Here is a 13,459-nt window from a genome sequence, read left to right as displayed (position 1 = left end):
ATGGGGTTTAAAACCCTCTTTTTTCGGAATAAACAACTACACTTATTTGTTTGCTCCAGCCTTTCTAATCTCAATATTAATATTTGCTTTATTTGGTGGTAAAAAATCAAAAGCAATTAAAAGAAAATAACTATGGCTTATAATAAAAATTATCAGAAATCAAATAATAACAATAAGCCAACTGCTAAAAGTGGTGCTAAATTACATCAGACTTTAGACCACGAAAAAGGTTTGTTTATTGGCGCTTGGAAAGTTATCGACGGACAAATGGCAAAAATTAAAATTTTTGTTAGTGAAAAACAAGCAAAAAAGGGTGTTGTTAAATCTAAAACAGGAAAGCAATGGGTTGGATGTACTATGATTTTATCAATACCCACTAAAGACGATGTTGTTTGCAATGGTGTTATCAATATAGATAATCACAAATGTTATTTTTCTTCATGGAATTGGATTTGTAATCCTAAAGCTTCAAATGGTGGCTATATTGGTAAACACATTTCAAAAAATTATAATTAATTATGAAATTCATTCAAGGAATTAATAAAATTTTAGAGTGGGGGAAATACTTAAAAAAAGTTATTAAAACCTTGAATTTACTTCTAAAATTAATCAAAAATTTTAAAAATGATGTTAATCAAATTTGGAATTCTGAAAAAAAAGAAAAAACTTCAGTTATCAAAATAGCAAAAGATTTAAAAGAATTTAAAACACAATCAAAAGATTTAGAAAATGAAATATTTGAAAATAGTGATATTAATTCTTTTGGTAGTGGGGGCAATGATTCTATTACCAATCAAGAAAATAACCACAAAAATAACAACGATGAGTAATTCAAAACTACCAAGGGGATTGAGAAATAACAATCCTGGCAATATTGAAAAGTCGAACAGTTCTTGGAGGGGTAAAGTTCCACACGACCAAAACACTGACGGACGTTTTGAACAATTTCAAGACTTTGAAGGAATACCTGCAATGACTTGGGGAGTTCGTGCCTTAACTAAATTAGGTTGGACTTACTTAAAACAAAGACCAGACCACACAATCCAAACTTTCTTTGAAAAATATGCTCCAGTTGTAGAAAACAATACAAACGCTTATGCAAATTTTGTAGCTAAAAAAGTAGGTGCAAAATCATCTGATTCATTAGCACCAATTTACAATGACTTAGTTAAGCAATACCTTTTTATTTTGGCAATCATCCAACACGAAAACGGTCAAGCATTTGACAATGAAGAAGTATCTAAAGGTGTTGAATTAGGAAATAGATAAAAAATAGTCAATTTCAATAATTAAAAACACACTTAAAAAAGTCTCTTCCTAAACTTTTAAAAGTGTGTTTTTTTCATACTAAATAAAAAAAATGAAATTTTTAAAAAATACTTTATTACCAATTTTAATTTTATTGACAGCTGTTATTACAATTTTAAAATTTTTTAAAAAACCCATTAATAAACTTTCTGAAATTGGTTCAACAATATCTACAGACGAAGCTAATTTTATTGCTCAATCTCTTTATAATGCTATGTATAATTTTGGTACTGATGAGGCTAAAATATTTGATTTATTGTCAAATCTAACCAAACCTAATTTCAATAAAATTTATAACTCTTTTGGTACTAAATATTATAATGAAGAAACTGGAAGTTATGGCAATCCATTATTAGATGATAATCTGGACTTATGGGGGTGGCTTAATAGTGAGTTAACTGGAGATGAGATTAAGGAACTAATGCTACTTAACCCTGTTATTTTTACTTAATCTTCCTATTGCAAATCCTAAAATAAAAACTATTATTATTATTAAATAAATCTGACTTTTCATAACCTAATTTTTAAAATTAAACAACAAATGTACATAAATTATTTAAATGCCTTAATCTCGTTAATTTTCGCAATTTCAACAATTTCATTTTTTATTTACGCCTTTTATCAATTTCATACTAATATCAATGCAAGAAGATAATACGACAAATATTGAGATTTCAACGCATTTACTTAAGGTTGTAACAACTGTAATTAGTGGTTTATTGATTACTTTCATAACTGCTATATTAACTTTATTCATTCAATTTAAGTTATACAGTCAAAAGCAAGATGTCATCCAATTATCATTAGAAAAATTAGAAACTCGTATTTTAGACTATACGGCTGTTGAGCGTTTTACAATTAAAGATTTTGTGAATAATAATAGTAAGGATAATTTGAGAATTACAAAATTAGAGTTTCAAGTCGAACAGATTTTAAAAGATAAAAAATGACAAAACTAATTTTTACATATTGTATTATATTTGGTATGTCTTACTCTTTCTCACATTTACCAAATTCTAAAACTAGTTTATACCATAACACTTATACAAAAATATGAATTGGCTAGACCCTTTAATAAATTTGGTTAAAGATTTCTTTCAAGGTCGTAGGGAATTAAAAAAATTAGATTTACAACAAAAAAAAGCAATTATTATCGCTGAAACAAAAAGAATTGAATCTAATACAATTGCGGATAATGATATAGATTATTTGACTGTAAATGATAAAAAATATACATATAAAGATGACGTATTAATATATTTGTTTTTAGTCCCTGTTTTTTCTGCTACTATAGTTCCCTTTATACGTGCTTTTAATAGTTCAAATTTTGAAAATCTGAATATTTATATTTTAGAAAGTTATACTAATTTAAACAGTTTACCAATATGGTACAAATATGTCCTCTTTGCTATTGTTATAGACGTTTTAGGCTTTAGAAGTTTCACTCGTAAATTAGTAGAAAATTACTCTCAAAAAATAATTAAAAATTTAAAAAAATGACAAATTCAATAATTACTATAAATGATATAAAATTTGAAGCTCGACCATATTCTACAATTCTACAACATAAAGAATCCGAAGCAGGTTATTTTATACAAGGCTTAAATGAAAATTTCCCATATTTATACGGACGTTTATATGTAAGATTAAAAACTGCTGTTGCTGGTTCTGTTAGTATTCGTTCAGATATGAATAAACCTAACGAGTCAATTGAAAGTTTTGACTTAAATACAGAATCCCAAACCAATGTTATTTTTGATATGAATTTAATTTTTAATAAAATTCGAACTCCAGATAATGTTGTTGTTTACTTTGACGGTTTAATGTTAATTGAAATAAAGGAATAATGAAAAACTTAATAAAAAAATTAATTCCTAAGCTTGATAAACTCGAACATATTTATTTATGGACGTTGATTTTTTTCGTATCAATTTTATTTTTGGATGTAATCAATTACATATTTAATTTAAGTTTAAACAGTCAATTAATTGCTATAATAATTGTGAATGTTACTGCTTTTTTAAAAGAAACCTTGCACGACTATTTCCAGGATAAAGGAAACTGCGAAATATTAGACTTTTTATTTTCTGTTATGTTTCCAAACTTCATATATTTTTATTTATAGAAAATTTTCAAATTTAAATACCTCTAATTAATTAGAGGTTTTTTTTTTTTTTTTGTTATTTGCTAATCTTATAAAAATTGACTCTCTTGATTCGTCATATAAATTGACTTACTTCAGTAAGTCAATTTATATGACTTATTAATTTTTCTTAATTTTATCAATAATTTTAAACTCAAATCTTTCTGTTTGAGGTTTCCACCAATTTAATTCATTAAATTCTCCGTATTCCTTTTTTAAGCACCAAGAACAAAAAAATCTAACTTTTTTTAAAAGAGGTATTTTTATCTTATACATAGTTTCAATGCTTAATCTACTGCCACAACATCCACATATTTTTCTCATAATTATTAAATATTTTGATATTTTTTAGATTCTTTACTAATTCTCATACTTTGAATGTTTAAAAGTATTTTCGCTTTTCTGTTTAATATGATCCCTTTTTTGTATTCTTTACTTTCAATACAATTCATTGCTTTTTGCATTGTTTCTTTAATCCTTTTTGATAATTCTGAATTTGTCATTTTTAATAATTTTAGTTAATAATTTTTTCACGTCCTGCTCACTCAAAAAAAACGTTTTTAACCCAAATTAATCTTTTGGATTTTTTTAATTTTTTTTAATTATAAAACTCCCTAAGGAAAAAAAAAACATATCTGTCAAATTCCAAAAATCATTAAAAACCCTTTTCGGGGTTTTTGATAGATTTTGTAACATTTGCTTATGGTTTTATTTTCCTACTTTCGTTTAATAAATAAATAAAATAATACTCAATAGCCTTTGAATAAATCCTTTTTCGATTCCATTATTGTAAACATTTCATTTATCCGAATGTAAACGGCTAAATTGTTTTTATTAAATTTATTTCTATATTTGATTTAATATTAATCAAAAGTTCATTGAAATAGGTTTTAAAAAACCATTGTAAAAACATTAAAAAATAATTTTTTTAAAAGTTGCGTTTGTACTATAATTTATATTATGTAAAATAGAATATTTTAAACACTTACACTCTAACAGATAACAATATAAAAAATAGATAAATAATGTTCACAAAGAGATTTATTAAAAACTAGATGTTTTAAACCCATAAAGAATCAATAAAACTATCAAAATTATCAATACAAAAAAAACTCTTTGCAATAAAACTAAACTACTTTTGTGGTATGCAAAGAACACAAAAATCTCAAACCGAGTTTATTTTAATGATGGCATGTTTAATGTCTTTGGTAGCGCTTTCTATAGATGCTTTGTTACCAGCTTTAAATGTTATTGGTATTGCAGTTGGCACAAAAAGTAATAGTGATAGTCAGTTGTTAATTACTATGATCTTTTTAGGTTTAGGATTAGGACAATTGGTGGCTGGCCCATTGTCAGATAGTTTTGGTAGAAAACCTATGGTATATGTTGGTTTTTCAATCTTTGTGATTGCCAGTATTATTTGTGTGTATGCCACCAATTTAGAAATGATGATTTTTGGTAGAATTTTGCAGGGCATTGGACTTTCTGCCCCAAGAACGTTAAGCATTGCTATGGTTCGTGATTCCTATAGTGGCGATTATATGGCTAGAATCATGTCTTTTGTGGTTTCTATCTTTATTTTGGTTCCTGTAGTTGCACCTACACTCGGTAAAATTATGTTGGATACTTTTGGCTGGCAATCTATATTTACAAGTCAGTTAATTTTTGGTGCTATTGTCGTTTTATGGTTTTACAAAAGACAACCAGAAACCCTTAAAGACATTCATAGAAAAAAGTTTCGATTATCGCTTTTTAAAACAGGAACTAAAGAGTTTTTAAAACATAATGATGCTAAATTATACACTATTTTAAGTGGTTTTATAACTGGTTCTTTTATGGTTTTTTTAGGGACTTCGCAGCAAATATTCCAAGAGCAATATGGTTTGGTAGAAGAGTTTCCTTATATTTTTGGAGCCATGGCTATTTCTGTGGGCTTTTCTACTTTTATCAATGGAACTGTAGTAATGAGGTTTGGCATGAAAAAATTGGTCTTTTTCTTTTTATCGATGTTCACTTTAGTTTCCTTATTCTACGTGGTTGTTTTTTACGGAAAAGTGAATCCGCCTATTGAAATTTTAGTCATTTCTTTTACACTTCAGTTTTTTGCCATCGGTTTTTTATTCGGGAATTTACGTTCTTTAGCCATGCAGCCAATTGGTCATATTGCTGGGATTGGTTCAGCGATTAACGGCTTTGTTTCTACAATTATGGCAGTTCCCATTGCTGGGTATATTGGTAAATATGTGGTGGTTACAGCCTATCCTCTATTTGTGGGATTCTTAATTTGTGGTGGGATTTCTATGATTTTATTGTTTTCGTTCAGAAAGAAAATTAATTAAAAAAGTAAAACCCAATTTTTATTTCACTTCATATCTATTGAACACATAAGCAGATAGAAAACATATGCTCTGTTTTTTATATCTGTAATCAATACTAATTCTTAAGACCCAAAAATAAATTCAGGGTGATAAAGAAGTAATTTTACATATTTTGTGTATAGTAATTATAATCCTTTAAAACAGTATCAATAAACTCTTTGTCACTTTTATGAACGGATTTAATTCCTGTAACTTCTAAAATCTTAGTTCGTAATTTTATCAAGGTTTTATAATCATTGAATTTTACTGAAGTTTTAAAAGTTTCTTTGATAATTCGTGCATCGTTATCAGAAAGTTTGATCACGTTTGGATAGGTTGGCTGGTAATTATCTTGAATATTCTCTAAAATAGTTTGCGAAATTTGTACATCATCCTTTAAATAAATTACAATGGTATCAGCAATAATATCTCCAAAACGTTGATTTTTGTCCGTAAATAAAATTAATAAAAAACCAACCAATTTACCAAACATAAAAAGTAACATAAGCAACGAATATTGCTCTGATAATCCTAAAGAAGCCACATACACAAACAGCAACATGAATAAATTAAAATCGACAATTCTTAAAAACCAACGAATGATATAATCTGTAATTGAAGGCTTAAAACCATCTATATTAATCACTTTTATTTTTAAGAGCTTTTTACCCAGGGTTTGACCTTCCATTAAAATTTCGGAATAAAGTGAGTAAAATGTTACAGGTAAAAAAAACAGAACATCCAGCGCCTTTATAGTCCAAGTATCGCCATTGATGGCAGGATCAAACAAACTAAAGTCAAAAAATTTAATTCCGAAATAGATATAGGCGAATTTTATAACATTATCTACTGTAAATGCCAAAAGCCTTTGAAATACATTGGCAGCTGTAAATTTTATATTTACATTTTGTGCAGTTTTTATTTGGAGTGTTTTCATGCAATGATTAAATTCGCTCTTAATGAGAGAGGTCGCTTTTATAAAGCAAAATAAAGAAAAATGGCTTGAATTTGAACAATTAATTTCGAATAAAGAGAAAAAAAGTCCAGATGACATCGCCAACCTGCATATAAAAATCATGAACGATTTGGTATATGCGCAAACCTATTACCCAAAAAGTAAAGTTACCCTCTTTTTAAATAAGCTTGCCAAGACCAGCTTTGATACCGTTTACGACTCAAAAAGAACTGATAAAAATGTTTTTATACAATTCTTTTTTGACAAAGTGCCACTACTCTCTTATACCTACAGAAAATACATTTACATTTCCTTTATTTTCTTTTTTGTTTGTTTTTTTGTAGGATTATTATCCACGTTTAATGATGAATCGTTTGCAAGACAAATTTTAAGCGATGGTTATGTAGATCAAACTTTAGAAAACATAGAAAGTGGAGATGCCATGGCTATTTACAAAAGTGGTAGCAATTGGGGAACTTTTATTGGTATTTATGATAACAACCAACGAGTTGGCTTAAATATGTTTCTATCAGGTTTGTTATTAGGCATAGGAACTGCCTATTATATTGTAGTTAATGCAATTATGGTGGCTGTATTTCAAGCGTTTTTTTATCAGCAAAACACACTTTTTGATAGTTTAAAAGGCATTTGGATTCATGGAACTTATGAGATTTTTGGAATTATTATAGAAGCTGCAGCAGGCTATATTATTGGCGCCAGCATTTTATTTCCAGGAACGTTAAAACGCTTTGAATCGTTTAAAATTGGAATTAGAGATGCCTTTTATATTTTTATAAGTACGATTCCTTTTACCATTATGGCTGCATTTTTAGAAGGTTATGTTACACGATATTCCAATGTAATGCCTACGATTTTTTGTTTTGCGATAATTTTATTTAGTTTAGTTTCCATCAGTTATTATTATTTGGTTTTGCCTTATAAAGTCGCTAAAAAACATGGTTTACGATAGATGAAAAAAAGACTAGCTTCCCTCCTTTTCTTGTTTACACTTTTTATAAACGCACAAGAATCTATAACTAATGATGAAATTGTAATCATAAAAACAGATTCTATTGTGTATCAAAAAGATACAAATATTAGCGAAGCAAGAACTTTATCCACAAATCTCAAAGAAAAGTATAAGGATAAAGATTTTATCTATCAAGAGAATGCTCCAATTCAAAAAAAAGAAAGTTCTAACGCTAGTTCAGGATTTTTAAACGGATTTGCTTTTTTTATGACCACTATTTTCCCTTTTCTTTTAGGAGGATTTATCATTTTTGTGATTGTAAAAGTACTACTAGGTTCAGACGTATTTTTTTGGAAAAACACAAAATCATCAACCAAAATTAAAGAGAAATTAATTTATGAAGATGAAGACATTCATGAAGTTGATTTAGCCTCTTTACTACAACAAGCTATTGATAGTCAAAATTTTAGATTGGCAATTCGTTATTATTATTTGACATCTTTAAAAGGATTGTCAAACAAAAAAATTATTGACTATCATAAGGACAAAACCAATTCAGAATACCTTTTTGAGATTGAAAACCCAGCAATGAGAACGCAATTTTCGTATCTTTCTTATGTGTATTCCTACGTTTGGTATGGAGAATTTCCTGTGGATGAAACCAATTTTAAAACAGCGCAAAACAAGTATCAATCTTTTATAAATTCGATGTCTTGAAAGCACTTTTAAACATGTTAAAAAATAGTATTTTCTTACTATTTGTTTTGTTGATAACAAGTTGCAACAAAACAAATTGGACTGAGAATTATCGTGAAAAAGAAAAAAGTCCTTTTGGTACGTATATAATTCATAATGAAGTAAATACTCTTTTTAAAAACCAAGAAATTGTAACTCTTAAAGAAAATTTTTACGATTATCTATATTATAATTATGATACTACAAGTGCCGATTATGGCAATTATATTTGCATCAAACATACAGCGTCTAAACTAACAGATGATGGAGTATCAGATTTACTTTCTTTTGTATATGATGGAAACTCAGCCTTTTTATCTCTAAATTATTTTAGTGATGCGCTTATTGAACAGTTAGAAATTACCACCAATAATTTAGATAGAAATGTGTATTTAGTTGAAGATTTAAAACCTTTAAAAGGTCAGTTCTATTTAGAAGATAACACTTTTGAAAAAGATACTTTTAATTTCGACAGAAATATTAGAAGACATTATTTTGTAACCTATAATGAAGATAAAACCATTGTTTTGGGATCTGCAAAAATTGATGGTGAGAAAGTGCCAAACTTTATGAAAATTTATCATGGAAAAGGCGCAATTTATGTACACTCCAATCCTGTTGTGTTCACCAATTACTATATGTTGTCAGGTAAAGAAAACTATGCAGAAAACGTACTTTCTTATTTGCCATCTTCAACTATTTTTTGGGATCCACAAATTAAAAGAAGTAAATATTCTAATGAAAATGATGACAATAACAACTCTGTCTTTAAATTCTTTTTACAACATAAAACACTTACTTGGTTTTTATTCGTTTCTTTAGCAGGTGTTTTGTTGTTTATGCTGTTTAACGCAAGGAGAAAACAACGTGCCATTCCTATTATTCATCCTTTAAAAAATACCACAGTTGCTTTTACTCAAACCATTTCTAGTTTGTATTTAAAAGAGCAAGATCATAAGAATTTGGTAACTAAAAAAATCGCTTTTTTCTTGGAGAAAGTTAGAACAAAATACTTGTTAGATACCAACAATTTAAACAAGGAATTTATTAAGAATTTAGCAGCAAAATCAGACAATAATTTACAAAATACAAAATATTTAATCAATACAATTATCACTTTAGATAAGAGGTCAGAATGTACTCAAGAAGAGTTACTTGTGCTACATAAAATGATTGATAATTTCTTTAAAAAATAACAGTATGGAAACACCCAATGAGGAATTGAATGAACCTATAAATTCAGAGAATTTAGAGTTTACAAATAGAATAGATTTATCTGAATTACAAGAAAGTGTTTTCAGTATCAAAAAGCAGTTACAAAAAGTAATTGTTGGGCAAAAAGAAATGATGGAATTGCTTTTGGTGGCATTACTAGCAGATGGCCATGTGCTGATTGAAGGAGTTCCTGGAGTCGCAAAAACCATCACAGCAAAACTATTGTCTAAAACCATTGATGTAGATTTTAGTAGAATTCAGTTTACACCAGATTTGATGCCTTCAGATATATTAGGAACGTCTGTTTTTAACGTTAAAAACTCTGAATTTGAGTTTAAAAAGGGCCCTATTTTCTCAAACATGGTTTTGATTGACGAAATTAACAGAGCTCCTGCCAAAACACAAGCTGCTTTGTTTGAGGTGATGGAAGAAAAGCAAATTACGATGGATGGAACTACCTATAAAATGGAGGAGCCTTTTGTAGTTTTAGCCACACAAAACCCTATAGAACAAGAAGGTACTTATAGATTACCAGAAGCACAATTAGATCGTTTTTTATTCAAGGTGATTATTGAATATCCGAATGCAGATGAAGAATTGGAAATTATTATGCGTGAGCAAGCTTTGGAAAATACCACAAAAGTTAGTAAAATAGCTTCCATTATTAAAGGAGCAAAAATTGTTGAATACAGAGCTTTGGTAAATCAGATAAAAATTGAGGAAAATTTACTGAAATATATTGCCAATATTGTTGTGAATACACGTTCTAATTCCTTTTTATATTTAGGAGCTTCACCAAGAGCAAGTATCGCTATTTTAAATGCTTCAAAGGCTTTTGCAGCTATTGAAGGGAGAGATTTTGTAACCCCAGAAGATATAAAAAGAGCGACAATTCCTGTTTTACAACACAGAGTTATTGTAACCCCAGAAAGAGAAATGGAAGGTTTAACAAGCACACAAATTATAGCACAAATTATTGAAGCTGTTGAGATTCCTAGGTAAGTTCAGTGAGCAGTAAAATTAGTAGGCAGTTTACAGTTGCAGTTTGCAGTGAGTTTGTGTTTATCTCGTCTTTGTGAAGGAGAAACGTCTGAAGCAATCTGTTATTTTGAAAAACAAATTTTTATTATAAAAACAACAATTAAACGCTTAAATAAGTACACAAATAAAATATAAACATTTTTTGAAAAAACTCAACACTACTTTATTCTTAAACAATCGGTTTTTCTATTGCATAGCAGCCATCGCAATTTTATTTGTGATTGGTTTCTTTGCTCCAATCTTTTTTGAGATATCCAAAGTGTTGCTTTTTATGTTGATAGGTTTAACACTTGTAGATGTTTTTTTGTTATATCAAACTAAAAAAGGCATAAAAGTAGAGCGTACTTTACCTGAAAGATTATCAAATGGCGATGAAAATAAAATATCATTAGCGTTTAAAAATGAGTATCCTTTTGTAGCACATTTATCTTTGATTGAAGAGTTGCCTTATCAGTTTCAGAAAAGAGATTTTGTTTTTCATCAACAATTAAAAAAGAACGAAGAAAAAACACTTCATTACAACTTAACACCTAAAGAAAGAGGTGTTTATGAATTTGGGCATATGAATGTGTATGCAAATTCGGCATTACAATTAGCCACTAAAAAATATGTTTTAGGAGATGAAGTAGCTGTAAAATGTTATCCTTCTTTTTTAAAATTAAGAGAATTTGATATCAAAGCGTTTAACAATGCAAGCAATTCTTATGGCACCAAAAAAGTAAGAAGAATAGGCCATTCCTTAGAGTTTGAACAAATTAAAGAATATGTTTCTGGTGATGATATTAGAACCTTAAACTGGAAAGCGACTGCAAAAAGAAACCATTTTATGGTCAATCAATATGTGGAAGAAAAATCGCAATCTGTGTATTGTATTATTGATAAAGGGCGTGCAATGCAAATGAATTTTAACGGATTAAGTTTGTTAGATTATGCTGTAAATGCAACATTGGCCATTAGCAATGTAATTTTAAGAAAGCAAGACAAAGCAGGGATGTTATCTTTCTCCACAAAACTCGAAGATTGGGTAGTTGCTGAACGAAGAAATTCGCAAATGAGTTTAATTTCTGAAGCCCTACACAACATCAAAACTAATTTTGACGAACCTGATTTTAGCACATTATATTCAGTTGTTAAAAGAAAAATAACCCACAGAAGTTTATTAATATTATTTACAAATTTTGAAACGATTGATGGTTTAAACAGGCAACTCCCCTATTTACGTGCGTTGGCAAAAAATCATTTATTATTAGTTGTGTTTTTTAAAAATACTGAATTAGATGACATGATTGATTCTAAATCAGAAACGATTCAGCAAGTATATGATAGTATTATTGCAGAAAAATTCTTGTACGAAAAAAAGAGAATTGTCAACGAATTAAAAAAATATGGAATTCAGTCTGTATTAACAAAACCAGAGGATTTAACAGGAAATAGTATAAATAAGTATTTAGAATTAAAATCTAGAGGTTTGTTTTAATTCACAACTTTTATCAATAGAAAAACTATGAATTGGTATTTAAACGTATTAAAAAATTATACAGGTTTTACGGGTAGAGCAAGAAGAAAAGAATATTGGATGTTTTTACTTTTTCATTATCTTATTATTTTCCTTTTTACGATATTAATTGCATTGTCATCAGAAACCTTTTCAAATTCTAGTGAAATGGATACGTTAAGTATGATTCTTGTTATTCTTTTGATGCTCTATTTTTTAGGAACTATATTACCTTTTTTAGCGGTTACAGCAAGAAGATTGCATGATACTGATAAATCTGCTTGGTGGTATTTAATATGTATTGTTCCCTATATTGGGCGTTTTATTATTTTGATTTTTACGTGCATGGATAGTTATGGAGGAACCAATAAATGGGGAACAAACCCTAAAAAAGATGGAAGTGATGTTTTAATCAATCAAATAGGAAGAGAATAAATAGCAAATAAAACTCACACTATTTATTATTAGTTATAAAAACAAGTTAGCCACGAATGCACAAATTTTTGTGTAATTATGATAAAAAAATTCACTAATTTTAAAATCTTCGGTTTTATCTGTTAAATTATTCTTTCTGTATTATGAATGATTTTATTTGTATCTTAAAATTAAAGTATATTTAATTTTCTGTAATAATCATTTTTACTTTTCTTCAGGAACTTTCCAATTTCCACTATACGTAATTGTACTTCTATGACTGCTATTTACAGTAAATCGACTTGTTTTATTTGAAAACAAGGTTAAAGAAACTCGTAAGTTTTCAGTTTTTGCGTTTAGCCAATATTCAAATTCGTACGTGTTCTTTTTTTTGTTGAAAGAACTTTCTACCTTTTCAGGTACGCCTTCAAATTCTAAACCACTTTCAGTTCCATATCCACTGCTAAAACGTCTTTCGCCATAAAAAGGCATGTCTAAAAAAACACTATCATTTTTAATAGTAAAATTATTCTGATTATTAATTAAATTTATGTTGGCCAAATTGCTTCCAGGAGGTAATAAGCTTTCAATTCCTCTAGTATTCATCAACGCTACAGGATTTGCAGTATCAGCAGTAATTGTAAAGTTTTTATCTAAAGCTATTTTCTTTAAATTTTCAATTTCTGCAACGCTTGCTGTGCTTTTACAATTTAAAAAAGTAGTAGTTAAGATTGTTAAAAATAAAATTCTAAGTTTCATGTTTTTAAATTACTGATTACAAACAAACTAAAAATACATAAAAAGAATTTAAATATTGATAAATAAA

Annotated in this window: 18 protein-coding genes; 14 read left to right on the top strand and 4 right to left on the bottom strand. The window is 28.2% G+C overall.

Features of this window, described 5'->3' with window-relative positions; translation table 11 throughout:
* Positions 1 to 132 precede the first annotated feature (132 nt).
* The 7 genes from P161_RS0115130 to P161_RS0115100 all read left to right on the top strand — a co-directional run bounded on the left by P161_RS0115130 (position 133) and on the right by P161_RS0115100 (position 3,155).
* A complete protein-coding gene (locus P161_RS0115130; protein ID WP_026777753.1) occupies positions 133 to 516 on the top strand; it encodes a hypothetical protein in 384 nt (127 codons plus the stop codon).
* 2 nt (positions 517 to 518) lie between these two features.
* Positions 519 to 830, top strand: coding sequence for a hypothetical protein (locus tag P161_RS0115125; protein WP_026777752.1), 312 nt, complete (start codon positions 519 to 521; stop codon positions 828 to 830).
* Positions 823 to 1,269, top strand: coding sequence for a hypothetical protein (locus P161_RS18750; RefSeq protein ID WP_051605771.1), 447 nt, complete (start codon positions 823 to 825; stop codon positions 1,267 to 1,269). The genes P161_RS0115125 and P161_RS18750 overlap by 8 nt, the downstream gene beginning before the upstream one ends.
* 91 nt (positions 1,270 to 1,360) lie before the next feature.
* Complete coding sequence (locus tag P161_RS0115115; RefSeq protein WP_026777751.1) at positions 1,361 to 1,759, top strand: hypothetical protein; 399 nt, start codon at positions 1,361 to 1,363, stop codon at positions 1,757 to 1,759.
* 190 nt (positions 1,760 to 1,949) lie between these two features.
* Complete coding sequence (locus tag P161_RS0115110; RefSeq protein ID WP_026777750.1) at positions 1,950 to 2,258, top strand: hypothetical protein; 309 nt, start codon at positions 1,950 to 1,952, stop codon at positions 2,256 to 2,258.
* 103 nt (positions 2,259 to 2,361) lie between these two features.
* Positions 2,362 to 2,808 (top strand): hypothetical protein, encoded by a 447-nt coding sequence (locus tag P161_RS0115105; RefSeq protein WP_026777749.1) that lies wholly within the window; start codon positions 2,362 to 2,364, stop codon positions 2,806 to 2,808.
* Complete coding sequence (locus P161_RS0115100; protein WP_026777748.1) at positions 2,805 to 3,155, top strand: hypothetical protein; 351 nt, start codon at positions 2,805 to 2,807, stop codon at positions 3,153 to 3,155. Before P161_RS0115105 ends, P161_RS0115100 begins: the two co-directional genes overlap by 4 nt.
* Positions 3,156 to 3,571: 416 nt before the next feature.
* On the opposite strand, the gene P161_RS19560 is transcribed toward P161_RS0115100, so the two are convergent.
* A complete protein-coding gene (locus P161_RS19560) occupies positions 3,572 to 3,775 on the bottom strand; it encodes a hypothetical protein (RefSeq protein WP_155810477.1) in 204 nt (67 codons plus the stop codon).
* 5 nt (positions 3,776 to 3,780) lie between these two features.
* Entirely contained in the window at positions 3,781 to 3,954 is a 174-nt protein-coding gene (locus P161_RS19555) for a hypothetical protein (RefSeq protein WP_155810476.1), read from the bottom strand.
* Positions 3,955 to 4,572: 618 nt separating this feature from the next.
* On the opposite strand from P161_RS19555, the gene P161_RS0115080 reads away from it, so the two are divergent.
* The gene (locus tag P161_RS0115080; protein WP_302846546.1) at positions 4,573 to 5,790 is read left to right on the top strand and encodes a multidrug effflux MFS transporter; all 1,218 of its coding nucleotides are present in this window, start codon (positions 4,573 to 4,575) and stop codon (positions 5,788 to 5,790) included.
* 142 nt (positions 5,791 to 5,932) lie between these two features.
* On the opposite strand, the gene P161_RS0115075 is transcribed toward P161_RS0115080, so the two are convergent.
* A complete protein-coding gene (locus P161_RS0115075; protein WP_026777745.1) occupies positions 5,933 to 6,745 on the bottom strand; it encodes an RDD family protein in 813 nt (270 codons plus the stop codon).
* A gap of 22 nt (positions 6,746 to 6,767) precedes the next feature.
* Between P161_RS0115075 and P161_RS0115070 the strand changes: the two genes are divergently transcribed.
* The 6 genes from P161_RS0115070 (at position 6,768) to P161_RS0115045 (ending at position 12,654) form a co-directional block, all read left to right on the top strand.
* Positions 6,768 to 7,733, top strand: coding sequence for a stage II sporulation protein M (locus P161_RS0115070; RefSeq protein WP_026777744.1), 966 nt, complete (start codon positions 6,768 to 6,770; stop codon positions 7,731 to 7,733).
* The gene (locus tag P161_RS0115065; protein WP_026777743.1) at positions 7,734 to 8,450 is read left to right on the top strand and encodes a DUF4129 domain-containing protein; all 717 of its coding nucleotides are present in this window, start codon (positions 7,734 to 7,736) and stop codon (positions 8,448 to 8,450) included. It begins immediately after the preceding gene.
* The gene (locus P161_RS0115060; RefSeq protein ID WP_026777742.1) at positions 8,447 to 9,664 is read left to right on the top strand and encodes a hypothetical protein; all 1,218 of its coding nucleotides are present in this window, start codon (positions 8,447 to 8,449) and stop codon (positions 9,662 to 9,664) included. Before P161_RS0115065 ends, P161_RS0115060 begins: the two co-directional genes overlap by 4 nt.
* Positions 9,665 to 9,668: 4 nt before the next feature.
* Positions 9,669 to 10,685, top strand: a complete 1,017-nt coding sequence (locus P161_RS0115055) for a MoxR family ATPase (protein WP_026777741.1) — start codon at positions 9,669 to 9,671, stop codon at positions 10,683 to 10,685.
* A 181-nt stretch (positions 10,686 to 10,866) separates the two neighbouring features.
* On the top strand, positions 10,867 to 12,201 hold the full coding sequence (locus P161_RS0115050) for a DUF58 domain-containing protein (RefSeq protein WP_036841568.1): 1,335 nt from the start codon (positions 10,867 to 10,869) through the stop codon (positions 12,199 to 12,201).
* A gap of 27 nt (positions 12,202 to 12,228) precedes the next feature.
* Entirely contained in the window at positions 12,229 to 12,654 is a 426-nt protein-coding gene (locus tag P161_RS0115045; RefSeq protein WP_026777739.1) for a DUF805 domain-containing protein, read from the top strand.
* Positions 12,655 to 12,858: 204 nt separating this feature from the next.
* On the opposite strand, the gene P161_RS0115040 is transcribed toward P161_RS0115045, so the two are convergent.
* Positions 12,859 to 13,392, bottom strand: a complete 534-nt coding sequence (locus tag P161_RS0115040; protein WP_026777738.1) for a DUF4251 domain-containing protein — start codon at positions 13,390 to 13,392, stop codon at positions 12,859 to 12,861.
* Positions 13,393 to 13,459 lie beyond the last annotated feature (67 nt).

Origin of the sequence: Polaribacter sp. Hel_I_88 (genome assembly GCF_000687935.1) — a bacterium.
In the GTDB taxonomy this organism is placed as follows: Bacteria; Bacteroidota; Bacteroidia; order Flavobacteriales; family Flavobacteriaceae; genus Polaribacter.
The sequence above is the reverse complement of the archived record's forward strand: the minus strand, read 5'-3'. Positions and strand labels throughout refer to the sequence as shown.